This window comes from Rhodococcus sp. 66b (assembly GCF_002076325.1).
GTDB lineage: Bacteria > Actinomycetota > Actinomycetes > Mycobacteriales > Mycobacteriaceae > Rhodococcus_F > Rhodococcus_F erythropolis.
This window is the reverse complement of record NZ_MUZB01000010.1, coordinates 173082-194888: the sequence shown is the minus strand read 5'-3', so window position 1 is coordinate 194888 and position 21807 is coordinate 173082. Positions and strand designations below refer to the sequence as shown.

Here is a 21807-nt window from a genome sequence, read left to right as displayed (position 1 = left end):
CCGAAATACACCCACCGCGCAGAGTGATGCTCGCGCGAAGAGACACGAGGAATTGATCAAGTGCTCGAAACGCGAACAGAACACGATCTGCTCGGCGATCGCGAAGTTCCAGCCGATTCGTACTGGGGAATCCACACCTTGCGCGCGATTGAGAACTTCCCGATCACTGGTCGAACAATTGCCACGAACCCGCATCTGATCCGCGGCATCGCTTACGTCAAATGGGCCGCAGCCAGCGCAAACGAGAAGCTGGGCATCCTCGATGGCCCGCGAGCCGAGGCCATCTCACAGGCATGCAAGGAAATCGTGGACGGTCGGTGGCACGAACAGTTCGTAGTGGACGTCATCCAGGGTGGTGCCGGAACGTCGACGAACATGAATGCCAACGAGGTAATCGCCAATCGCGCATTGGAAATCCTCGGCCACCAGCGCGGCGACTACGAACGACTTCACCCCAATGAGCACGTGAACCTGAGCCAATCGACCAACGACGTCTACCCCACGGCCGTCAACATCTCGACGATCTTCGCGATCGAGGGCCTGCTGGATGCACTTCGTGTACTCCAGAATGCGTTCACGACCAAATCTCTCGAGTTCGCCGACACAGTGAAGATGGGACGCACCCAACTGCAGGACGCCGTGCCGATGACTCTGGGTCAGGAGTTCGGCACCTACGCGGTCATGATCGAGGAGGATCGAGCGCGCCTGGCTGAGGCCGCTCTTCTCGTTCACGAGATCAACCTCGGCGCCACTGCTATCGGCACCGGTCTCAACGCACCTGCCGGCTACGCCGAGGTGGCCTGTTCCGACCTGGGCGCACTAACCGGGCTGCCGCTGGTGTTGGCAACGGATCTGGTCGAAGCGACCCAAGACGTGGGCCAGTTCGTCCACCTCTCCGGCGTACTCAAGCGGGTCGCTGTGAAGTTGTCCAAGGTGTGCAACGATCTTCGGCTGCTCTCTTCTGGTCCGCGAGCCGGATTGAACGAGATCAATCTGCCTCCGGTGCAGGCAGGTTCGTCGATCATGCCGGGCAAGGTCAATCCGGTAATTCCCGAGGTCCTCAATCAGGTCGCGTACGAAGTCATCGGCAATGACGTGACGATTACGATGGCTGCGGAATCCGGGCAACTCCAACTCAACGCTTTCGAGCCGATCATCGTGCACTCACTGTCCGAAGGAATGCGACACCTCGGTGCGGCTTGCCGCATTCTGGCGGACCGGTGCGTACTCGGTATCACGGCCAACACCGAACTGTTGCGCGCGCGAGTCGAAGACTCCATCGGCCTCGTCACTGCGCTCAATCCCTACATCGGATATACCGCGTCCACACGGATTGCCCAGGAGGCGTTGATTTCCGGGCGTCGCGTCGCCGATCTCGTGATCGAAGCGGGCCTGCTCGACCGCGAGGAACTCGATCGGTTGCTAAGCCCCGAACATCTCGCCAATCTCCGCGTTGCGGGCGAGAAGCCTCATGCTACCGCCGTTGTGGAGGAGGTTTGATGACCGTCGAACGGGAAGAGACACCCCACGCCGAGGTTGCCGCCGAAGAGGATCTCGGGTATCAGAAGGCGCTCGGCCCCAGACAGATTCAGATGATCGCGATCGGTGGTGCGATCGGAACAGGCCTTTTCATGGGTGCGGGAGGGCGACTCCAACAGGCGGGCCCGGCCTTGGTTCTCGTTTACGCGCTGTGCGGGTTCTTCGCGTTCCTGATCCTGAGGGCACTCGGCGAACTGGTGATGCACCGACCGACTTCGGGATCCTTCGTTTCCTACGCACGCGAATTCTTCGGCGAGAAGATGGCTTTCGCTGCGGGTTGGCTGTACTGGATGAACTGGGCAATGACTGCCGTGGTCGATGTCACGGCTGTGGCGTTGTACATGAACTTCTTCAAGAAGTACTGGGCGCCACTGGGGCACATCGATCAGTGGATGTTCGCTCTGATCGCGGTGGTGTTGGTTCTCGGACTGAATCTGGTGTCCGTGAAAGTCTTCGGAGAGCTGGAGTTCTGGTTCGCGTTGATCAAGGTCGTTGCGTTGACCGTATTCCTCGGGTTCGGTGTCTATTTCGTACTCTTCGGCACGCCCATCGAAGGGCATTCCTCCGGATTCAGCCTGATCACCGACAATGGCGGGCTGTTCCCCAACGGAATACTGCCGGCAGTCGTGGTGATTCAAGGCGTCGTGTTCGCTTACGCTTCAATTGAACTCGTGGGAACCACGGCCGGAGAGACCGAAAATCCCCGGAAGGTGATACCCAAGGCAATCAACACAGTGATCATTCGGATCCTCGTCTTCTACGTGGGATCGGTACTACTGCTCTCGCTGTTGCTCCCGTACACGGAGTACCACGCCGGCGAAAGTCCATTCGTCACATTCTTCGGTTCGATCAACATCCAAGGCGCGGATGCGATCATGAATCTGGTCGTTCTCACGGCAGCCTTGTCTTCCCTCAATGCCGGATTGTATTCGACCGGACGAATACTCCATTCGATGGCGATGGCAGGCTCGGCGCCTGCCTTCGCTGCCAAAATGAACAAAGCCGGAGTGCCGTACGGGGGAATCGCACTCACCGGCGTGGTCATTCTGTTCGGCGTCGGGCTCAATGCTGTTGTCCCAGCGCAAGCCTTCGAAATAGTCCTCAATCTTGCAGCCCTCGGCATCATCAGTGCGTGGGCAGTCATAGTGTTGTGCCAGTTGAAGCTCTGGCAACTTGCGAAACAAGGCAAAGTCACCCGCCCTCCCTTCCGCATATTCGGCGCACCGTACACCGGGATCGCGACACTGGTCTTTCTTGCGGTCGTTATCGTATTGATGGCATTCGACAACCCTGTTGGAACATGGACCGTCGGCTCCATCGCGATCATCGCACCGCTGTTGATGATTGGTTGGTACGGCGCCAGGAATCGCATTCGCGAGTTGGCCATCCATCGCCCCACAGCTTGACGTGAAAGGACCTCAGTGCCGAAAGTCGCAGTCGTCACCACTGGTGGCACCATCGCCAGCACCCGAGATGCGCACGGAATCAGTCGGCCCGCAATCACCGGTGCAGATCTGCTCGGCAATGAGCAGACCGACATCGATCTTCGAGTCGTGGACGTGATGTCGAAGGACAGCTCGAGCATGACCTTCGCGGACATGGATCGTGTTCGCGACGCCGTAGCCGACGAATTGAAGGATCCTGGACTCGACGCGGTGGTCGTGCTTCACGGCACCGACACGATGGAGGAAACTGCGTTCTTGTTGGACCTGCACCACGACGACCGACGTCCGGTGGTCTTCACCGGGGCGCAGCGCACTTTCGACCATCCCGAGTCCGACGCTCGTTCGAATCTGGCCGCGGCGATCGCGGCCGGACTCGACATCTCGTCGCAGGGACGTGGTGTCCTCATCGCCTTCGGCGGTTCGGTCCACCCGGCCGCAGGTACGCGAAAGGCCGACACGACGGCACTTGATGCCTTCCACTCCTTGCGCATCGATCCGGCACTGCTGCACACTCCCGAACCATTGCCGTGGCATCCGATTTCGAACACCCGCGTCGACATCATCGCCGTGTATCCCGGGGCAGACCGCGTACAGATCGACGCTTGCGTGAGCGCCGGGGCAAATGGACTCGTTCTCGACGGACTCGGTTCGGGAAATGCCAATCCGACGATCGTCGAGGCCGTCCGAGACTGCGTAGGCGCTCACATTCCGGTGGTAGTGACAACTCGTGTGCCCTCGGGGCCAATCTCCCCGGTTTACGGAGGTGGTGGCGGCGGCCACGACTTGATCGCCGCAGGCGCTGTATTTTCCACCGATCTTCGGGCCGGTCAGGCACGTGTACTTCTGGCGGCCTTGTTGTCAGATCCGGATCTCGTGGGCCTGGAAAAGGCATTCGACCGATATTCGAGGTTTGCTCGCACCCCGCCATTCAGGCGGTAGCACTGGCGACGCCGTCGTAGTTCGAACGCACCCCTCGCTAAATCAGGGACTTTGGTCCGAATCTTTTGATTTGGACGCTTAACAAGTGTCCGAATTGGGTAGTTTCACATCATCTAACTCGTTACGTATGTCGATCCAGCGGTCACGTCCAGTGCAGCCAGTCGAACAGGAGTCGGATGAGCAGCCCATTTCGTGATGCCGCTGCAGTGACGCTCGACGCGTCTCACCGCGTCGGGCACACTCACGCGTCGGACGCGCCTGTCAGCGGGCGCTTTCACCCACCCTCTGCAATCAAGGGACTGGTTCCACGTCCCCGGTTGCACCAGAAACTCACCGCGTCCACCACTACCGAGGGCTCGGGGCCCGGGTCCGTCGGGCTGCTTTCTGCACCGGCCGGAGCGGGAAAGACCCTGCTGCTGGCGAATTGGGCTCGTGAGTATTCGCGGGCGTCCCCTGACGTGGACCTCGCCTGGCTGACGTTGGCCGAGCGCGACAACAACGTGTCGGTGCTGTGCGAATCCCTCGCCGAGGCCATCTCGACGCCTCTCGACCCGGCCGGTCGCGCGCCCACCGGGCAAGGGTTCCCGGCACAGGCGGGATCGAGACGACCCGTCGAACAGTGGCTCGCGCACTTCGCGGAAACCGTCGAAGCTCACGATCGCCGAACGACGCTGATCCTCGACGATGTGCACACACTTCACGATCCGATGTCGATCGGTCTTCTCGACCAGATACTCACGCACACGCCGGACAATCTGTCGATCATCGTCGCTGCTCGATACGAACCTCCGCTCACCTGGCATCGTCTCGCGCTCGATGGCCGACTCACTCGCTTCGCATCCACCGATCTCGCCTTCGACCGCACCGAGATCACTGCGATGTTCGGCGAATACGACATCACCCTCGGCGACGACGAGCTCGCAATCGTCGAGAACTTCACCAAGGGGTGGGGCGCTGTTGTTCGCCTGACCGCAGCGTTCCTGGCAGGCCGGAGCGACATCGGTGATGCATTGAACGAGTTCACCCATACGCCGCGCCCGATCGCCGACTTCCTCGTCGACGAGGTCCTGACATCCTTGCCCGAGCATGTCACGACATTCATGTTGCGGACATCCGTCGTCGATTCGTTCTCTGCTCAACTCGCAGAAACGCTGACCGATTCGAATGCTCGGTCCGAGATCGACGCTCTGATTCAATACAACTTCCCCGTGACGCGGACCGACTCCGCCGACCACACCACGTGGTTCAGCTACCACCCCCTTCTCCTCGAACACCTCCGCGCGGAGTTCCGCCGGGTCGATCACGAGGAGAGAAATCGCGCGCACCTTCGAGCAGCAACCTGGTTCGAGAGTCATCACTTCGAACTCGAGGCGCTCGAACTCGAGGTGTCGATCGGCGACCCGTGCCGCATCCTCGCTTTTCTCGAGCGCTGCGGACTGGGCCTCGTACTCGACGGGCACAGCGGAGACGTCGTCCGAGTGCTCGAATCCGCGCCGACGCAGGTCTCCGAATCTCCGATCACCCGCCTGGTCCTGGCTGCGGCCGCCCTCCATTCCGGTGACGTGACCTCTGCGACAACGTGCCTCGATCTCCTCGAGGCAACTCATCCGCCTATTGCGGACGAGCCACTGTTCCTGGCGATGAGTCTGGAAATCTCCTGCGCTTCGCCAACTTCTGACAACAATCCATTGGTTTCGCGCCTGGTGCGGCGCCAGAACAGCACTCACTCGGACGTCGAAGCCTACGCTCACCTCGAGGTAGCGACGGCCCTCCTACTCAAACGCGAGTTCGACAGGGCAACTGTCGAATACACCCAGGCGGTCGCGCTCGGAACACTACGAGGCAGGTCGCGATTCGTACTGAAGGCACTGACCGGGCTGGGATTCGTCGCCTCACTCAGCGGGGACATCGAGGCGATGAGGGCACACTCCACCTACGCCATCGACTACGCGGTCGAACACCGAATCACAACGACGGCGGAGTACGAGTTGTCCGCGTCCGTGGTGGCCTTCGCTGCATATCTCTGCGCCACCAGCGAACTTCCGTACCGCATACCGACTATCGGAAACTACCGGAGCACAGATGTTCTCGGCGCCAGCGTCCCGGCATTCGGGTGGCACACCGTCGTCACGTTCGGGCTCCACAGTCTCGGCGACGCGGCCGATCGACGGTCGACCGCTGCCGACGTCCGCGATGCGATGCTCAGCGCGATCGCACTGCGCACCTTCTCATTGGCGACTCTGGCCCTACTCCCACCGGTCGTGAACGCATGCCTGTCGGTCGGCGAAGTGGAATGGGCCGGCCGACTCGTGCGCGATGCGGCTGATCAGTTCGGCGAGACTTCCGAGATACACCTGGCGCGAGCTGCCGTGGCTTTCTCGTCCAACAAGTTCGCAGAAGCACTCGTCGAGGTTTCCGAAGCCCTCGGATCCACCGAAGAGCCTGTGCTCGCCCACACCGTCTACGCCTGGACACTCGAGGCTGGGATCCACGCTGCCACCGGTCACGAGCGCAAGTCGTTTCGTTCGCTGCACAAAGCCCTGCGAGCCGCAGAAACCGGTGGGCTGTTGCGACCTTTCCTCGACTACGGCGCGTCACTGCGTCCGATCTTCGACGAGTTCAGTGGGCACTTCGGCGATCAGGAGGCTTTTGCCGAACAGGTACGCAACCGCATTCGTCCACAAGAGTTGGTGAGTGCACCGATCCTCACACCGGGCGAATACACCGTGCTGCGCGAACTGGCCTCGGGAGACACCACCGAGTCGATCGCCGACACGCTGTTCCTGTCCGTCAACACGATCAAGACGCATCTACGCGGGATCTATCGGAAGTTGGAAGTAAGTAACCGCCGCGACGCACTCAAGGCTGCGCGCCGCGGCGGACTCATCTGAGCAAGACTGCTTCCATGCCCCCGAAGCTGTACTCCGATACGCGCGATCGAATGACCGTCTGGGCGAGACGCACGCCGAGCCGACGCTTGGCTACCGACGCGACGATCGACGTCTTCGAAGTCGGACTCGTCGACAGCGCCATGACTTTGGCAGCCCAGGCGTTCACGTCCTTGCTGCCGGTGATGATCGCAGCGTCCACCCTGGAAAAGCTGAAGCCCTTGGCCGATGTCGCCAGAGACGACCTCGGGGTGCAGCTTCCCGACGCCGTGATGACCGACACCTCCACTGCGGCCGCGTTCGGGATTGTCGGCTTGCTCATGCTGTTGATCAGTTCCACGTCCTACGCTCGCGCCCTTGGCCGGATGTACGGACGAATCTGGAGCGTGCCGACTGCGACGCTTCGCCAGGCATGGAGGTGGATCGCGGTCGTGTTCGTCGTCGCCGCGTCAGTGGTCGGTGCGGCGCTGTGCCGCGAACTGAATGCCGTTCCGAGAGTGGGCAGTCTCCTGGAATTTGTTGCTGTCTACGCAGTGTGGGCACTGGTCTGGACTGCTGTGCCCATGCTGTTGACCGCCAATCGCATGACCACTCGTATGTGTGTCGGGTCCGGCTTGCTCACCGCGACGGGTCTGACCGGACTGCACGTGGCCGGCACTCTATTTCTGCCGCGGATGACCAAAACGTCTCAGGACGAGTTCGGCCTTCTCGGCGTGATGTTCACCGTGATCGGGTGGCTGTTCATCTTCTCTGCCATCGTGGTGGTCGCGTCGTCGATCGTCGGATCGGTCGCAAAAGATGCGGGGCCACTGGGAATCTGGCTGCGGACGTCACGCTGAAGTGTTGTCCCGACCCTCGAGCGCCTGCGAGACGGTTGGATAGACGTCGACCTTCAGCGCACCCTCGTCGGCCCCGGACAAGACATCGCGGAACTGCCCGATGTCGCGGGCCACCCGGAAGCTCACATTCTTGCGAGCCAACGAATCTCGAAGCTGAGCCAACATCTGGGCCGCGCTGACGTCGATGAACGGTGAAGTCTCGGCGTCGAGGATGACCGTCGTGGTCCCGGTGGTCACCATGCCGGTGATCTGATCACGCACGTGATCGGCATTCGCGAAGAAGAGTCCGGATTCGACCCTGACCACCACGACGCCGTCGAGTGTCCTCAGATCAGGATGGCTGCTGGTGTCGACCCAGCGCGTGCCGTCCTTGGCCAGAGCGGCCACGTGCGGTTTGGAGACTCGATACAGGAGCAGCAGCATCGAGACGACGATTCCGATGATCAGACCGGGCAAGGTATCGAACAGGAGAACTCCGAACATCGCCGCGACAGCGGCGGCGAAATCGGCCCGAGCGGCGTGCCCGTAGATGCTGCCCAATCGCTTCGTCCAGACCCGGTACAGCGCTGCGAGAGAAGAGAAATCCACTAGTTCGATCACTGCGGCGATCACCACCGCCGATAGCGTCGCTTCCGGTAGTTTCTCGAACAACCCAGTCAGGAACAGCAGTGTCAGCAGCGTCAATGCGGCGACCACCAACCCGCTGACCTGTGATTTGGCACCCGCTCCCCCGTTGACAGCCGTCTTCGAGAGGCTGCCGTTGACCACCATTCCCGAGCAGATGCCCGATCCGAGATTGGCGGCCCCCAGTCCTACCAGTTCCCGATTGGCGTCGATCGTGTATCCGGCCTTCGCCGCGTATGTCTTTGCAGCGCCGAGACCTTCGGCGAAACCGATGAGTAGAACACCGACGGCCGGCCCCACTAGGTCGAGGTAGTCCTCGGCTCCTACTCCACTCGGCAGGCCCATAGTCGGCAAGCCCGAATCGATGTGTCCGACGATGTCGATGCCACGGTCATCGAGTCCGAACAGCGCCACTGCGGTAATCCCCAGTAGCACAACCAGAAGCGAACCTGGCACGAGCGGGAGCCATCGCTTGACTCCCAGAACCATTGCCAAGCTGAGCAATCCGATGACCACCGTCGGACCGTCGACCTCGCCAAGTTCCTTGATCACCGTCCACGCCTGGACGAAGAAGTTCCCCTCGCCCTTTTCCACGCCCAGGAGTTTGGGTACTTGACCGATGATGATCGTGAGCGCCAAACCGACTATGAATCCCTTGAGAACCGGCTCGGAGATGAAGGATGCGATGAATCCGAGGCGCATGAATCCTGCGAGCAATCCGACGAGTCCGGTCACGATCGCGAGCCCAACCGACAACGCGACAAATCTGGTGTCGTCTCCCGACGCCAGTGGCGCGATCATCGCCGCGGACAACGCGGCAGTGGCCGACATCGGTCCGACGATCAGATGCCGCGAACTACCAGCTGCTGCATACAGAATCAGTGACGGAACTGCAGCATAGAGCCCGACCACCGGCGGAACTCCGGCGATGGTGGCGTACGCGAGCGCTTCCGGGACAAGGACAGCCCACACCGTGAGGCCGGCGATGATGTCTGGTCGAAGCCAGCCTCGCTGATAGTCGGACAGTGATCCGAAGACCCACCAGGTCCGTGTGTGCGGAGCACTCATAGCCCTTGCACCCCTTTACTGATCTGCATCGCCGCGATCAGGACGAGGAGCCCGACGTTCAGCAAGTGCGTGTTGGTGGCTATCCAGGTGCGGATCTTCTGCAGCGGTTCGGTGGCCTCCTCCTTCTTGATCAGGAGAAGAGCGACCGGCACGGCGACCGAGGTCACGGACACCAGAGAAAAGATCACGGCCGAGACGATCTGCGACGTCGGCGCCACGGTGCTGAGGCGAAAGTTCATGGCAGCGGCAATCGCACAGGACACGTCGATGGGATTGAGAACGAACAGCGCGAACCCGAGTACACCCGATCGCATCGGCTGGAAGTGTTCCACCGACTGGAGCATTTTCGGCAGTTGAGGAGCCGCCGCGACAACATCTCCCGGAGCCACTGCAGCCGCCATCGCCTGTACTCCGCGCCGACTACGCGTGTAGACGAACCAGGCACCCGCGAGCAACGTCACGCCGAGAACGAGGTGGAGGATGGGCACCCACAGCGGCGGGTGCGTTCTCTGATGAACTTGGAGTGCGGTCAAGATGATGTACGACCCGGCCAGGGCGACAACTATTCCGAGATACCACCCGATCAGATACGCGATGCTGTTGAGACGCGCTCGTTCGGAAAAGAGCACGGCGACAACGGCGACAACCGCCAGCGGGCTCATGATGATACCGAGTGCCAGCGGGATCTGTTGCAGTAGCAGCGATCCCATAACTACCTCCCGTTGTCAGAGACCGCCGATGCCCTTACCGATGAGAACAACACCGATAACCAGGATCAACACACTCATCACAGTGGCGTTGTTGTCCTGCAACCACACCTTCAGCTTGGCCAGCGGACCGCGCAGTCGCTCCGCGGCAACGAGGTAACCGATCACGGGCACGCACACTGTCGAGGCAGCGATGACGGTGAAAACCAGGACCGCGACGACTACTTCGCCGGAGCCCAATGACGCAGAGCCGATCGAGATTCCAGCCGCGATACACATCATCAGATTCTTCGGATTGATCGCTGCCAGCGCGAAGCCCAAGCCGAGGCCCTTGGCAGCGGTCATGTCGTCGATGGCTTGCATCCACTTCGGGGTTTCATGCTCGCCACCGCGCCCACGCCATTGCTTCACTCCGAACGCAAGCAGCAACACACCCAACGCCAGCTTGATCCACGACACCGTCGCAGAGGGATCGCCTTCGGAGTCGCCGAGCTTGCTGGACAGGAGCACGAAGATCACAGTGGCGACAACTATTCCGAGTATCCAGCCCAGGGCGAATCCGACGCTGGTGCTACCGGCTCGCTTGGACAACAACATCAAGATCGCCGCGATGATCGGGATGGGCGATACCGCAACACCGACCGCTAAGGGTAGAAGATCCCCGATGACAGATCCCATGCCGACCTCTTCTCTCTCCCGGTCGACACTAGGGGTGACGTTCCTTCGCAGCCTCACACAAAAGGGATGAACGGAGCCGCGATGACATTCACCCGTTGGGGATGACGCCTCGGGAGCGTGTGGGAGCAAGACTGGATCTCACGGATACGGAGTCCTGGATCGAGCGGCGACGCCGATTGCCCCTGACGACACGTGATTTCGAGGCTCGACGCGGTACTGACCGAACCTCATGGCCCTACGAAATGGAGCGGACACTGATGAATGCTCCCACTCGGTATCAATTCCTCATCGACGGCGAAGTGTCGGACCGCGTCAAAGCGGCGTTTCCCGAACTCAGCGTTGCCAGTGCAGCCGGCGGATTCACCAGTTTGTACGGGCCCGTCGCGGATCACACTGCTATGCGAAGCATCATGGCCCGCCTCGATTCCCTCGGCTTGACCGTAGCCGAACTACGAAGGCTCCCAGACTGATCCGAGCCGGCCCTCCGTCGGATCGTCCCCCGCGCACGAGCGATGGTCCCGACCGAGTCGATTCGGTCGGGACCAACTGCTCTCGAGTTGTTCGGCGCCTAGACTCTGTCTGTGTCCCAGGTCGCGACGGCCCAGATCACAACGACGTCGAGCGCGATGACCAGGATCGACCACAGCGGGTAGTACGGCATCCACAAGAAGTTGGCGATGATCGAGAGCGACGCAATGACTATCGCCGCCGCCCTGGCCCACACTGCACCGGTGAAGAGGCCGAGAGCCACCACGATTCCGATGATGCCCAAGATGATGTGGATCCAGCCCCACGTCGTGATGTCGAACTTGTACGTGTAGTTGATACCCACGACAAACAGATTGTTGTCGGCGACCGCCGCAATGCCCTGAAGCAGAGCGACAATGCCTGCGGTGAGCAGCAGAATTGCTGCTGCAAACGTCGTACCTACCGCGAAACCCTGCCGGACAGGGTGATTCGCGGGTTCCCGCGGTGGAGCAGTCATCAGCGTTCCTTTCGACAGAATGCACTTCCCATACTCAGTCTCGAGGGGCTGGGAAGCGAAAACATCACCCGTCGCGGATGAACCGCAGGTCACCGACCCGTACCCGCTTGTCGGCGTCGCAAACCTAACCGAGCACCCCTTTCACCGAGTGAGCACCCTCTCCGACGCGCTGCAGACGGTGTTCACTCAACTGAACCTGTGCTCACTCAGCAGCAGTCGCACTCGTCACCGCTCTCGGGCACCGTCACAACCGGGCAGCACGGATCACCCTTCCACGCGTTGATGCCTTCCTTCACGGCGATGACGGCGATCACCAGTGCCGCAATCGGGTCCGCCCACGACCAGCCGAGCACCGAGTTGAGCAACAAACCGACCAGCAAGACCGCAGAAAGGTAGGTGCAGAGCAGCGTCTGCTTCGAATCCGCGACCGCCGAAAGCGAACCCAACTCCCGACCTGCTCGGCGTTGCGCATAGGACAGAGCCGGCATGATCGCCAAACTCACTGCAGCCAATACTATTCCGACGCTCGTGTGCTGCGCTTCACCCAGACCGAACAGCGACCGAATCGCGTCGAACGAGACGTACGCAGCGAGCCCGAAGAACGAGAATGCGATCACTCGCAGTGCCGTCTTCTCACGGCTCGTCGGATCCGGAGCCGAGAACTGCCAGGCAACCGCTGCCGCCGAGGACACTTCGATCACCGAATCGAGGCCGAAACCGAACAGTGCTGCGGACGACACCCGTGTGCCCTCCGCCAGCGCGATGATCGCTTCGACGACGTTGTAGCTGATCGTGATCGCCAAGAAGATGCGAATTCGTCTCGACAAGAGCGCACGCCGGGCAGTCGAGAGGCCGCCACCGAGGGCGGGCGCAACCATCAGCAGCATCCTTCTGATTCACTGTCCGGGCAGTACGACGGATCCACCGCGAGTACGACCCCGAGCAGGTCGTCGAGGGCCTGACCGATATGTGCGTCGGCGAGTTCGTATCTGGTCCGGCGCCCTTCCGGGACGGCCACTACCAAGCCACAACCGCGCAGACAAGCCAGATGATTGGACAGCTTCTGCCTGGTCACATTCAGTGCTTCAGCGAGGTCGGACGGATACCGAGGGGCGGTTTTCAGTTCGAGCAGTATCCGTGTCCGAGTCTCGTCGGACAAGGCATGCCCGAACCTCGCAAGCACCGCCACGTTGGTCACCACATCTACGCCCTCGACATCCATACGTACGACAGTACATCGAAATCTGTATTCAGAAAACAGTGAACTCAGATGGTTCAAGATCTCTCCATCGGGTAACGCAAGCGTGAAGCCACCCGACCGGATAAGCGAACACCGGGAGTCCACATCCGATGAACCGTACAAAAGTCGACGATCACGTAGCGATGGCCGAACTACCGACAACCGGCAGCATCTTCCAGGCCTCCTGGCCGGTGCGTACGGGCGACATCCACACCGACAAGCAACTGCGCCTCGACGCGATCGCGCGCTACCTCCAAGACGCGGGCTTCGACAATCTCGTCGACCGCGGCGCCATGGATACACACCCGCTGTGGATGGTGCGAAGGACGGTGATCGACGTACTCGAACCCGTCATCTGGCCGGATCGAGTTCATCTGCAGCGCTGGTGTTCCGGACTCTCCAGCAAGTGGTGTTCGATGCGGGTTCGGATCAGGTCCGACAGCGGTGGATTGATCGAGACCGAGGCATTCTGGATCAACATCGACCCGAAAACCGGAATGCCGGCAACCATCAGTGAAAAGTTCACCGCTGCCCTGGCATCGACGGCCGTGGACGAGCATCTTCACTGGCGTCGGTGGATCGACCCCGACACCGACAATCAGGCGGATTCTCCATTCCCGTTGCGCTCGAGCGATTTCGACCCTTTCGATCACGTGAACAACGCGATCTATTGGCAACCCGTGGAAGATGCACTGCCCGAAAAACTACGAAGCGAACCCTTTCGCGCGATCCTCGAGTACACCCAGCCCGTCAAGAGAGGTGAGCAGGTGAGCGTGCGAACCGGCACGAACACGCTGCACATCGACGCCGGCGGCGAGGCACGTGCATCCGCTCGATGGTTTGCCCTGACCTCGAACCACAGCGATCAGGGGTGAAGTTTTCCGAACCCCACGACGGCGGAGTCGGATTGCCAGTGAAGATCATGGACCCGCACCTTGCCGAACTCGTTGCCGCCGACCGTGATCGCCGAGTCACCGTCCACTGCCACAACGATGTTGGTGTGCTGACCTACCCATCTCGAACTGTCGTAGATCACCACATCACCCACGCTCGGGGTGTACCCGCTGCCGTTCTCGGCGTACGCGCCGATCCCCTGGTAGTACTCCTGCAAGGTGTACACCCCCGGGATACGCCAGCTTCCGGAGTTCGGGTTCGACAACGGTCTACCCGCTTCCCTCATGATCCAGCTGACAAAATCGGCGCACCATTCTTCGTCGATACCGTCGGAATAGAAAGTGCCCGGACGGTCCCGCTCGTGCTCGGATTGCAGCAGTTCGAGCACTCGAGCCTGGTCCGCAGTCACCGAACTGGCGTCGACCGTCGGGAACTCGGCAGTGTCCCAGGGCAGATACCGCGAAGGCGCGACCGCGACGACAACCGCCCCGACCACGATCACGACGCCGAGCACCCCGGCAATCCAGAGCAAGATACGGCGGCGACGGTTGGGTTCGGCAGGACTCACCCTTACGAGTGTGCCAGCCTGCCGAGAATCGAAGCGCCAACCACCCCGATGACCTGGCACTTCTCATCAAACTCACACGAATGTGCCACCAAACTATTGCTATGGCACCAAAGTGGTGCCATAGTGGTGCCATGGACTTGACACCGTACGTAGACAACCTTCGCCACGAACTCGCGGTGGCGGCCGAAGCAGGCGGAGAAGACGCAAAGGCCCTCGCCGATCGTTTGACCGCACCGCTGGAATCAGCAGTGCGACTCACCCTTCTCGACGCATTGTCTGCGGCAGTCGCCGAGATCACGCGTGACCTCGCCCCGGGCTCGGTGGACCTGCGCCTACGGGGACGCGAACCCGAATTCGTGGTGGCACCAGCCATCAGCGAACCGGCTCCGGCCCCCGCCGAAGAGGAACCGACTCCGGCTCCACGCCCCGTCACGGAGTCCGACGACGCCTCGATGACTCGAATCAACCTGAGGCTGGGGCAAGACCTCAAAGACCGGATCGAGGCGGCGGCCAAGGAAGCCGGGATCTCCGTGAACGCGTGGCTGGTTCGCGCGGCTGCAACTGCACTGGAAGGCGGCATGAGCAGAAGCACTCCGAGACAGCGCACGTCCCAAGGCTCCGAAAGCTTCAGCGGCTGGGTGCACTGACACCGGCTTCACCTTTCGCACGACCCTCTATCACCAACCGAGACAACCTCATCGGGAGTATCACCATGCCTACATTCAGCACACCTGACCCCATCACCTTGAACTTCGACGTGGCAGTCGGACACATCCGGATCGCTGCGAGCAGCCGCAACGACACTGTCGTGGAAGTGTTGCCCAGCAACCCGTCTCGCGAGGTAGACGTTCGAGTCGCCGAACAAACGCGCGTCGAATTCGCAGGTGGCCGGCTACAGATCAAGACTCCGAAACAACGTGGCCTCGGCATTTTCGGGAAGACAGGATCTGTCGACATTGCCGTTCAGCTTCCTTCCGGCTCGGAACTCGAAGGCACTGCAGCAGTTGCCAGCCTTCGCGCCGAAGGCACTCTCGGACGCTCACGCGTGAAGGTCTCGGCCGGAGATTGCACACTGGACACCACCGGACCGCTCAACGTCAGCACCGGCGCCGGAGCGATCATCGTCGAGCATGTGGCCGGTGACATCGACACGAGCACCGGGTCCGGAAGCATCCGCATCGGCCGCGTCGACGGCAACGCGGAGGTCAAGAATTCCAACGGCGACATCAACATCGGCACGATCACCGGCGCGCTGAAGGCGAAGACCGCCAACGGAAGCGTCGCCGTCGAACACGCCGAATCCGACGCGAGCGCCGCAACCGCCAACGGCGACATCCGTTTCGAGACCATCGAGAGTGGAGTCGTATCCGCCAAGACGGCCGCCGGACGAATCCATATCGGCGTTCGATCCGGAACCGCCGCACGATTCGACGCTCATACGTCCTTCGGCCGTGTCGACAACCAGATGAATGCCACGCACGGTCCGGCTTCCACCGAACGCCGGGTAGACGTCCGGGCGCAAACCAGCTACGGCGACATCGTCATTCGACGTTCGGAGCCCCGAGAAGAATCCAACAAGAAGATCTAGCGAAAGGAACGCTGATGTCCCGTAAACCAGCCATCACCGCGACGGGTCTGAAGAAGGCCTACGACGACAAGACGGTACTGGACGGAATCGACATCTCCGTCGACCGCGGAACCGTCTTTGCACTGCTCGGCCCCAACGGCGCCGGCAAGACCACCATCGTGGAAATCCTCTCGACCCTCGTTCCCGCAGACGGCGGCGACATCCGCATCGCCGGGTACAACCCTTCCGACGATCCTGACGCGGTACGGTCGCGCATCGGTGTCACCGGACAATTCTCGGCGGTAGACGACTACCTGTCCGGCGAGGAAAACCTTCTCCTCATGGCCGATCTTCACCACCTGGGCAAGGACGAACGCCGCACTCGCACTGACGAACTCCTGGAGAAGTTCGATCTGCAGGGCTCCGCGGACAAACTCGCGTCGACGTACTCGGGCGGAATGCGCCGACGGCTCGACCTGGCAATGACGTTGATCGGACGACCGGAGATCATCTTCCTGGACGAGCCCACCACCGGCCTCGATCCCCGGAGTCGACGCACCATGTGGCAGATCATCCGGGAGTTGGTCAAGGGCGGTGTCACCATCTTCCTCACGACGCAGTACCTCGAGGAAGCCGATCAACTGGCCGACCACATCGCCGTCCTCGATCAGGGACGGATAGTCGCCCAAGGTACGGCAGCGGAACTCAAACGACGCATTCCCGGCGGCCACATTCGTCTTCACTTCATCGATCGAGACCAACTCGACTCTGCTGCTGCTGTTTTCGACGAGTCTACCCGTGACGATGCCGCGTATGTTCTGCAGGTTCCCAGCGACGGCGGTGTCCGCTCGCTGCGCTCTCTTCTCGACCAACTCGACGCTCACTCGATCGACGTCAAGGAACTCTCCGTGCACACACCGGACCTGGACGACGTGTTCCTGACTCTGACCGCCACCGAAAGGACCGACGCGCGATGACCACCATGACGCTTGCCTATCAGGACTCGAAAACCATGCTGCGTCGCAGCATTCGACACATCCTTCGATATCCGTCGATGACGGTGATGCTTGTCGGGATGCCAGTCGTCTTCCTACTGCTGTTCGTATACGTGCTCGGCGGAACGCTCGGGAACGGCCTCGGCCCAGGCGGTGGCGGCCGAGCCGAGTATGTCAATTACGTTGCACCGGCGATTATTCTGATGACTGTGGCATCAGCGGCACAAGGTACTGCCATCTCCGTCGCAACCGATATGACCGCGGGGATCATTGCACGATTCCGCACGATGGCGATCACGCGCACGTCCGTCCTGACCGGTCACGTTCTCGGCAGTCTCCTTCAGACGGTCGTGAGCCTCGTTGTAGTCATCGCCGTGGCGATAGCCGTCGGCTTCCGGCCTACTGCAGGCTTCGTGGAGTGGGTTGCCGCGTTTGCTCTCCTCATCCTGGTCTCCATCGCGATGATCTGGTTGTCCGTTGCCTTCGGCCTCGTCAGCAAGAGCGTCGAGACGGCCAGTAATCTTCCAATGGTGTTGATCCTCTTACCTTTCCTGGGAAGCGGATTTGTCCCCACCGACTCGATGCCGACCGTGCTGCGATGGTTTGCCGAGTATCAGCCGTTCACTCCGATCATCGAGACTCTTCGAGGACTTCTTCTCGGCGAAGCGATCGGGAACAACGCCATACTCGCGATCGGATGGTGCGTCGCAATCACCTTCCTCTCCTACCTCTGGGCGCGGAGTTTGTTCAATCGACGCCCGGTGCGCTGACCTCGAAACACACGATCTTCGAGAACAGGTACGGTGTCGCTGTCGTCGAGTTCCGAGGCGATGGCGACGTCGTGTGGAAACCCCATGACGATCAACTCGCGTCCTGAGGCACAGTCTCGCAGGCGGTCCTCGTACGAATCCGACACCGCTGTCCAGGCATCCGCCGCCATCTGCGCCTCGGGCGACAGGGAACCTTCCCAACCAGCCGCGGTCAACGCCGTGACAACCCCGCCGGCGCCCCACAGATCCTCCACTGCCGGGCGCAACTCTCCACCGGGCCACTTCTCCCCGGATGCGACTATCGCAACCCGCGATCCCGGACCATGTTCGTGCACAATCCAATCAGCGACGGCGGAAGCGTTCCTCAAAGAAGCGCCGACACACACCGCAACCTCGGACGCCAACGCAAACGCGATGGTCGACCCGTTCGGCGACGGCAGTACCAGCCGACTCGCCACCTCGGCCCCGCGAATCGTCTTGGGAGACAGACTGATCTGTCCCTCCCTGGCCACACTTCGTCGTACTGCAAGAACCGCATCGGCATCACGCGCGTAATCGACCGCACTCTCGTCGTTCCAGGAATAGGGAAGTACGTCGATTCCCGCATCGGCGGCGACGCTCAGCGTCGTCGTGAACGAGAGGACGTCTACCACCACTGCCACATCGACGCCGACAGCAATTGCTTCGGCGCCGCGCAGGCCCCAGTCGAATCGAAGTCCGTACTCGAGTTGGCGATGCTCCGGATTCATCGCACCAGCATCTCAGAAACGAATCAGCTTGTCCGGCACGCACAAATCCTCGTGCTCGTACAGCGCTCGCACGGCAACTGGATCGTCGCCGGCGCACACCTCGGCTATATCGTCGAGCAGTAGGTCGTAGTCGGCGCCGGTCTTTCCGTCGTAGGCGTCCGTCATACGACCCCACTCGTCCCACGGCAGGGTTTCGACCTTGTTCATCGCGGCAAGATCCTTCACTGCGTTGCCGCGGATCTCGGCAGGCCCCCAGTTCTGGGTGCCGTACACCCCGAACTGGGACCCGTCGATCTCGCCGCGTCGATACGCCAGCCACGCCTCACCACCACTGAGGAATTCTCCCGGCTGCAGGTTATGGGCGCGAGGAAGGACGTTCTGTCCGAGGATCTCCGAATCGATGCGGATCCACCGCTTGCCGGCGTCGTCCCAGTACTCGGTGATCCAGTGGTCCACGCCCTGTCCCGGTTGAAAGTAGGTGGCAAAACCACAGCGGACGCGAGCGGCAATTCCGCGATAGCGCAGAAACGCACAACTCAAAACAGCAAAGTGCCGACAGGTTCCGACGAGCCGCTTGTCGGGTTCTCGGGCGGAGGTCACCGGTGCCGGATCGAGCGCAAGCAAGCGTTGGAGCAGAACGCTTGCCGGCCGGATCTGGTTTTCGTCGAATCGGTCGGTGGGCAGATTCAGCGACCGCGCATCGGTGGGTTGGACCACCAGGTACGGCACTACCCGGCATATTTGCACGGGGTCGGTGGGGAGCGACTCGAGGGCGAGCGGGTCCACTCCGTCGATGCGGGTGAACGGTCCTGCTGATGTGTAGTCGAGAACCGCCGTCATGGGCGGAGACTAACAAACACTGCCGACACTGCCGCTCCACTATGGTTAGGGTCCCATAACCATGAAACCCGAGGTTGCTGTGAACCCAATGTTGAGCCGCCGTGCCATGCTGTCCGTCACCTTCGCAACAGCAGCAGGTTTTGCCCTTGCTGCCTGCGGCGACAGCGCGAAGGACGAATCCACTCCCGGCACCGAAGGTGCTCACGCCGAGGCCAACGCCTTCCCGGTGACGATCGACCACAAGTTCGGCTCCACCACCATCGGGCAGGCGCCCAGCCGCATCGCAGCGGTCGGCATCGGCGACGCAGACGTTCTGCTTTCCCTCGGGCTGACGCCCGTCCTGGTCCCGGTGTGGAAGGGATCGACCGACGACGGAATCGGAGTCTGGGCCGACTCGGCAGTCCAGGGCGCCGAGCCGACACCACTGGCCAACGCCACCACCGATTTCGACATCGAAACGATCGTGGCAGCAGCGCCTGACCTGATCATCGCCGTCAACAACGCGATCGACGAGGATCTGTACAAGCAGCTCAGCGCCATCGCGCCGACTGTGCTTCACGCCGCCGATCAGACGGATTGGGTGCTGCCCTGGCAGGAAGTCACGACCCGCATCGGTACGGCTGTGGGCGTTCCCGCGCAGGCAAAGCAGGAGGTCCAGGAAGTCGAAGACCTCATCGTTCGCACCCGCGCGGAGAACCCCCAGTTCGAAGGCAAGACAGCAGCTCTCGTCATTCGCTGGAGCGACGGAAATCTGCGGGCGTTCAGCCCTGAGGCAGCGCGCGCTCAGTTGCTCACGCAATTGGGATTCACGGCTCCTGCCGCACTGAAGGATCGGTTCGCGGGCAAGCTGAACTACGAGATCTCCGCCGAAAACTACGACCTCCTCGAGTGCGACTACCTGCTCTTCGACAACTACGAAAAGGCTCGCCCCGAGATGGAGACGCAGCCGGCGTTCACCAATCTGAACGTGGTCAAGACCGGCGGCCTGATCAGCTTGGACCCCATCGTCAGTGACGCGGTGTCCATGCCGAACCCGCTCACCATTCCGTTTGTGCTGGAAGATTTTGTAGCAAAGATCAATCAGACGATCGCGGGTCGATAACCTTCGTTCGACCGGACCACACCCACAACACCACAGCCGACACGTCCACGCAGACCGAAACGATCACCCATGGTGACGCCGGCGCTGCGTGGCCGTTGTCGACTAGGTCGTACACGAATCCGACTCCCACGGTTCCCAGGAGCGCGAGCAGACCGCCGATCGTGTTGAGCATGCCGAAGTGCGCTCCGAGGTTGCTTTCACGACCGAGGATGGCAATGGTGTCTCGCATCGGCGGCACCATCAACATCTGTCCCAGGTGCAGCAGCCCGATCCACACCGCCAGACCGACTATCTGCGTCGACGCCGAAACTGCGGAGTCGACGCCGGTGACCAGCGGAACCAGGAACGACACCGAAATGAGCACAAGCCCCAAGGTGATCGCGCGTCGATGCCCGATGCGGTGGGCAACCGCGACCGTCGGTCCCTGCCCGACGATCACCAACACCGCTGCGCCCACGTAGAACCATCCCAGCGCCGACTGTGAACCGATACCGCGCTCGAGCTGTTCCGGCAGCATCAGGTACAGCTGGCTGTACGCAACCAGCTGAAAACTGCAGAGCGTCGCGAAGAGCAGAAAGTTGTTGTTGGTCAGCACGCTTCGCCAGACGTCGCGCAGCGTATAGGTCGACACCGGGCCGTCGTGGGCATCGCCCGGCCGCGGGAACCAGATGAAGAACCCGACCCACATGATCGCGAACAGCAACGCCGCGCTCGACGCCGTCCACGAGAACGGAAACATCAACAGAGCAGCACCCAATGCCGGACCGATCACGGTTCCCAGACGACTGCACATCTGTTCCACTGCAAACAGATCCGTACGACGCATGACTCCTGAGGTTTCGAGTTCGCGTCCGTATTCGGCGTTGGCCGACTCCACTGCGGGTGCGAACAGAGCCGCGGCGAACCCGACCAGAAGCACACCGACGATCACCGCCGCCATACTCTCGGCCAATCCGAGCATCAGGAAGCCGACCACGCGAACTGCGATGCCCAGCAGGATGATCGGACGCTTGCCGAACCTGTCGGCGAGGCTTCCACCGATGAAGAACATGCCCTGCTGACTGAACATCCGGAGTCCGAGGACCAGGCCGACAATCCAGGCCGCGAATCCGAGGTCCTCCGAAAGGTGCACCGCGAGAAAGGGGACAACCAGATAGAACCCGATGTTGAACAGCACCATCGAAAGAAGGAGCAACTTCACCACCGGCGGCAGGACACGAACCTTCGCGAAGGTCTTGTTACCGGGGAAACGCTCACTGAGTACCACGACCAGAAGACTATTGCCCGCGCGGTGTTCTGTGGAAATCTGCCATTTTGCAATTGGTTAACTGTCCGTTTAGGTAGCGATGGTAATCATCTTCCGGGGGTTC

At 61.3% G+C, this 21807-nt stretch carries 22 protein-coding genes; 12 read left to right on the top strand and 10 right to left on the bottom strand.

Annotation, left to right across the window (positions count from 1 at the left end; all coding sequences use genetic code 11):
* The first annotated feature begins 60 nt into the window (after positions 1 to 60).
* The 5 genes from B0E55_RS20040 to B0E55_RS20020 all read left to right on the top strand — a co-directional run bounded on the left by B0E55_RS20040 (position 61) and on the right by B0E55_RS20020 (position 7650).
* On the top strand, positions 61 to 1500 hold the full coding sequence (locus B0E55_RS20040) for an aspartate ammonia-lyase (RefSeq protein ID WP_080910309.1): 1440 nt from the start codon (positions 61 to 63) through the stop codon (positions 1498 to 1500).
* Positions 1500 to 2945 (top strand): amino acid permease, encoded by a 1446-nt coding sequence (locus B0E55_RS20035; RefSeq protein ID WP_080910308.1) that lies wholly within the window; start codon positions 1500 to 1502, stop codon positions 2943 to 2945. The genes B0E55_RS20040 and B0E55_RS20035 overlap by 1 nt, the downstream gene beginning before the upstream one ends.
* 15 nt (positions 2946 to 2960) lie before the next feature.
* On the top strand, positions 2961 to 3923 hold the full coding sequence (locus tag B0E55_RS20030) for an asparaginase (protein ID WP_080910307.1): 963 nt from the start codon (positions 2961 to 2963) through the stop codon (positions 3921 to 3923).
* A gap of 176 nt (positions 3924 to 4099) precedes the next feature.
* Positions 4100 to 6814: a LuxR C-terminal-related transcriptional regulator gene (locus B0E55_RS20025; protein ID WP_046379516.1), complete on the top strand. Its 2715-nt coding sequence runs from the start codon at positions 4100 to 4102 to the stop codon at positions 6812 to 6814.
* 14 nt (positions 6815 to 6828) lie between these two features.
* Complete coding sequence (locus B0E55_RS20020) at positions 6829 to 7650, top strand: hypothetical protein (protein WP_020909552.1); 822 nt, start codon at positions 6829 to 6831, stop codon at positions 7648 to 7650.
* Here the strand turns inward: B0E55_RS20020 and B0E55_RS20015 are convergent.
* The 3 genes from B0E55_RS20015 to B0E55_RS20005 are packed head-to-tail and all read right to left on the bottom strand — an operon-like array spanning position 7642 to position 10727.
* Positions 7642 to 9342, bottom strand: coding sequence for a SulP family inorganic anion transporter (locus tag B0E55_RS20015; protein ID WP_080910306.1), 1701 nt, complete (start codon positions 9340 to 9342; stop codon positions 7642 to 7644). The genes B0E55_RS20020 and B0E55_RS20015 overlap by 9 nt on opposite strands.
* Positions 9339 to 10052 (bottom strand): GAP family protein, encoded by a 714-nt coding sequence (locus B0E55_RS20010; protein ID WP_080910305.1) that lies wholly within the window; start codon positions 10050 to 10052, stop codon positions 9339 to 9341. Before B0E55_RS20010 ends, B0E55_RS20015 begins: the two co-directional genes overlap by 4 nt.
* A gap of 15 nt (positions 10053 to 10067) precedes the next feature.
* A complete protein-coding gene (locus B0E55_RS20005) occupies positions 10068 to 10727 on the bottom strand; it encodes a GAP family protein (protein ID WP_020909553.1) in 660 nt (219 codons plus the stop codon).
* Positions 10728 to 10984: 257 nt separating this feature from the next.
* Between B0E55_RS20005 and B0E55_RS20000 the strand changes: the two genes are divergently transcribed.
* Entirely contained in the window at positions 10985 to 11197 is a 213-nt protein-coding gene (locus B0E55_RS20000; protein WP_078377385.1) for a hypothetical protein, read from the top strand.
* Between the two features lie 98 nt (positions 11198 to 11295).
* Here B0E55_RS20000 and B0E55_RS19995 read toward each other — a convergent pair whose 3' ends face one another.
* The 3 genes from B0E55_RS19995 to B0E55_RS19985 form a co-directional block, all read right to left on the bottom strand.
* The gene (locus B0E55_RS19995; protein WP_020909554.1) at positions 11296 to 11712 is read right to left on the bottom strand and encodes a DUF7144 family membrane protein; all 417 of its coding nucleotides are present in this window, start codon (positions 11710 to 11712) and stop codon (positions 11296 to 11298) included.
* A gap of 206 nt (positions 11713 to 11918) precedes the next feature.
* Positions 11919 to 12599, bottom strand: coding sequence for a cation transporter (locus tag B0E55_RS19990; protein ID WP_080910304.1), 681 nt, complete (start codon positions 12597 to 12599; stop codon positions 11919 to 11921).
* On the bottom strand, positions 12590 to 12934 hold the full coding sequence (locus B0E55_RS19985) for an ArsR/SmtB family transcription factor (RefSeq protein ID WP_080910303.1): 345 nt from the start codon (positions 12932 to 12934) through the stop codon (positions 12590 to 12592). Before B0E55_RS19985 ends, B0E55_RS19990 begins: the two co-directional genes overlap by 10 nt.
* 128 nt (positions 12935 to 13062) lie before the next feature.
* Between B0E55_RS19985 and B0E55_RS19980 the strand changes: the two genes are divergently transcribed.
* Entirely contained in the window at positions 13063 to 13827 is a 765-nt protein-coding gene (locus B0E55_RS19980; protein WP_042953235.1) for an acyl-[acyl-carrier-protein] thioesterase, read from the top strand.
* On the opposite strand, the gene B0E55_RS19975 is transcribed toward B0E55_RS19980, so the two are convergent.
* The gene (locus tag B0E55_RS19975; protein ID WP_021345932.1) at positions 13818 to 14414 is read right to left on the bottom strand and encodes a CHAP domain-containing protein; all 597 of its coding nucleotides are present in this window, start codon (positions 14412 to 14414) and stop codon (positions 13818 to 13820) included. The genes B0E55_RS19980 and B0E55_RS19975 overlap by 10 nt on opposite strands.
* A 131-nt stretch (positions 14415 to 14545) precedes the next feature.
* Here B0E55_RS19975 and B0E55_RS19970 point away from each other — a divergent pair, with 131 nt between their 5' ends.
* From B0E55_RS19970 to B0E55_RS19955, 4 genes are all read left to right on the top strand, one after another.
* Positions 14546 to 15061: a toxin-antitoxin system HicB family antitoxin gene (locus B0E55_RS19970; protein WP_020971199.1), complete on the top strand. Its 516-nt coding sequence runs from the start codon at positions 14546 to 14548 to the stop codon at positions 15059 to 15061.
* 65 nt (positions 15062 to 15126) lie between these two features.
* On the top strand, positions 15127 to 16002 hold the full coding sequence (locus B0E55_RS19965) for a DUF4097 family beta strand repeat-containing protein (RefSeq protein WP_080910302.1): 876 nt from the start codon (positions 15127 to 15129) through the stop codon (positions 16000 to 16002).
* Positions 16003 to 16016: 14 nt separating this feature from the next.
* On the top strand, positions 16017 to 16958 hold the full coding sequence (locus B0E55_RS19960) for a daunorubicin resistance protein DrrA family ABC transporter ATP-binding protein (protein ID WP_021333361.1): 942 nt from the start codon (positions 16017 to 16019) through the stop codon (positions 16956 to 16958).
* On the top strand, positions 16955 to 17746 hold the full coding sequence (locus B0E55_RS19955; protein WP_080910301.1) for an ABC transporter permease: 792 nt from the start codon (positions 16955 to 16957) through the stop codon (positions 17744 to 17746). Before B0E55_RS19960 ends, B0E55_RS19955 begins: the two co-directional genes overlap by 4 nt.
* Here the strand turns inward: B0E55_RS19955 and B0E55_RS19950 are convergent.
* Both B0E55_RS19950 and B0E55_RS19945 read right to left on the bottom strand, forming a co-directional pair.
* The gene (locus tag B0E55_RS19950) at positions 17701 to 18495 is read right to left on the bottom strand and encodes a 2-phosphosulfolactate phosphatase (protein WP_080910300.1); all 795 of its coding nucleotides are present in this window, start codon (positions 18493 to 18495) and stop codon (positions 17701 to 17703) included. The two genes, B0E55_RS19955 and B0E55_RS19950, sit on opposite strands and share 46 nt — an antisense overlap.
* 12 nt (positions 18496 to 18507) lie before the next feature.
* A complete protein-coding gene (locus B0E55_RS19945) occupies positions 18508 to 19335 on the bottom strand; it encodes a transglutaminase domain-containing protein (RefSeq protein WP_080910299.1) in 828 nt (275 codons plus the stop codon).
* Between the two features lie 88 nt (positions 19336 to 19423).
* Between B0E55_RS19945 and B0E55_RS19940 the strand changes: the two genes are divergently transcribed.
* Positions 19424 to 20437 (top strand): ABC transporter substrate-binding protein, encoded by a 1014-nt coding sequence (locus B0E55_RS19940; protein ID WP_225989364.1) that lies wholly within the window; start codon positions 19424 to 19426, stop codon positions 20435 to 20437.
* On the opposite strand, the gene B0E55_RS19935 is transcribed toward B0E55_RS19940, so the two are convergent.
* Complete coding sequence (locus B0E55_RS19935; RefSeq protein ID WP_080910298.1) at positions 20412 to 21704, bottom strand: MFS transporter; 1293 nt, start codon at positions 21702 to 21704, stop codon at positions 20412 to 20414. The genes B0E55_RS19940 and B0E55_RS19935 overlap by 26 nt on opposite strands.
* Between the last annotated feature and the right edge of the window lie 103 nt (positions 21705 to 21807).

Excerpts from the sequence above, each read along its gene's own strand:
- B0E55_RS20035 (WP_080910308.1), top strand. The coding sequence starts at position 1,500 with ATGACCGTCGAACGGGAAGAGACACCCCACGCCGAGGTTGCCGCCGAA.
- B0E55_RS20025 (WP_046379516.1), top strand. The coding sequence starts at position 4,100 with ATGAGCAGCCCATTTCGTGATGCCGCTGCAGTGACGCTCGACGCGTCT.
- B0E55_RS20020 (WP_020909552.1), top strand. The coding sequence starts at position 6,829 with ATGCCCCCGAAGCTGTACTCCGATACGCGCGATCGAATGACCGTCTGG.
- B0E55_RS20015 (WP_080910306.1), bottom strand. The coding sequence starts at position 9,342 with ATGAGTGCTCCGCACACACGGACCTGGTGGGTCTTCGGATCACTGTCC.
- B0E55_RS20010 (WP_080910305.1), bottom strand. The coding sequence starts at position 10,052 with ATGGGATCGCTGCTACTGCAACAGATCCCGCTGGCACTCGGTATCATC.
- B0E55_RS20005 (WP_020909553.1), bottom strand. The coding sequence starts at position 10,727 with ATGGGATCTGTCATCGGGGATCTTCTACCCTTAGCGGTCGGTGTTGCG.
- B0E55_RS20000 (WP_078377385.1), top strand. The coding sequence starts at position 10,985 with ATGAATGCTCCCACTCGGTATCAATTCCTCATCGACGGCGAAGTGTCG.
- B0E55_RS19995 (WP_020909554.1), bottom strand. The coding sequence starts at position 11,712 with ATGACTGCTCCACCGCGGGAACCCGCGAATCACCCTGTCCGGCAGGGT.
- B0E55_RS19990 (WP_080910304.1), bottom strand. The coding sequence starts at position 12,599 with ATGCTGCTGATGGTTGCGCCCGCCCTCGGTGGCGGCCTCTCGACTGCC.
- B0E55_RS19985 (WP_080910303.1), bottom strand. The coding sequence starts at position 12,934 with ATGGATGTCGAGGGCGTAGATGTGGTGACCAACGTGGCGGTGCTTGCG.
- B0E55_RS19980 (WP_042953235.1), top strand. The coding sequence starts at position 13,063 with ATGAACCGTACAAAAGTCGACGATCACGTAGCGATGGCCGAACTACCG.
- B0E55_RS19970 (WP_020971199.1), top strand. The coding sequence starts at position 14,546 with ATGGACTTGACACCGTACGTAGACAACCTTCGCCACGAACTCGCGGTG.
- B0E55_RS19965 (WP_080910302.1), top strand. The coding sequence starts at position 15,127 with ATGCCTACATTCAGCACACCTGACCCCATCACCTTGAACTTCGACGTG.
- B0E55_RS19960 (WP_021333361.1), top strand. The coding sequence starts at position 16,017 with ATGTCCCGTAAACCAGCCATCACCGCGACGGGTCTGAAGAAGGCCTAC.
- B0E55_RS19955 (WP_080910301.1), top strand. The coding sequence starts at position 16,955 with ATGACCACCATGACGCTTGCCTATCAGGACTCGAAAACCATGCTGCGT.
- B0E55_RS19950 (WP_080910300.1), bottom strand. The coding sequence starts at position 18,495 with ATGAATCCGGAGCATCGCCAACTCGAGTACGGACTTCGATTCGACTGG.
- B0E55_RS19945 (WP_080910299.1), bottom strand. The coding sequence starts at position 19,335 with ATGACGGCGGTTCTCGACTACACATCAGCAGGACCGTTCACCCGCATC.
- B0E55_RS19940 (WP_225989364.1), top strand. The coding sequence starts at position 19,424 with ATGTTGAGCCGCCGTGCCATGCTGTCCGTCACCTTCGCAACAGCAGCA.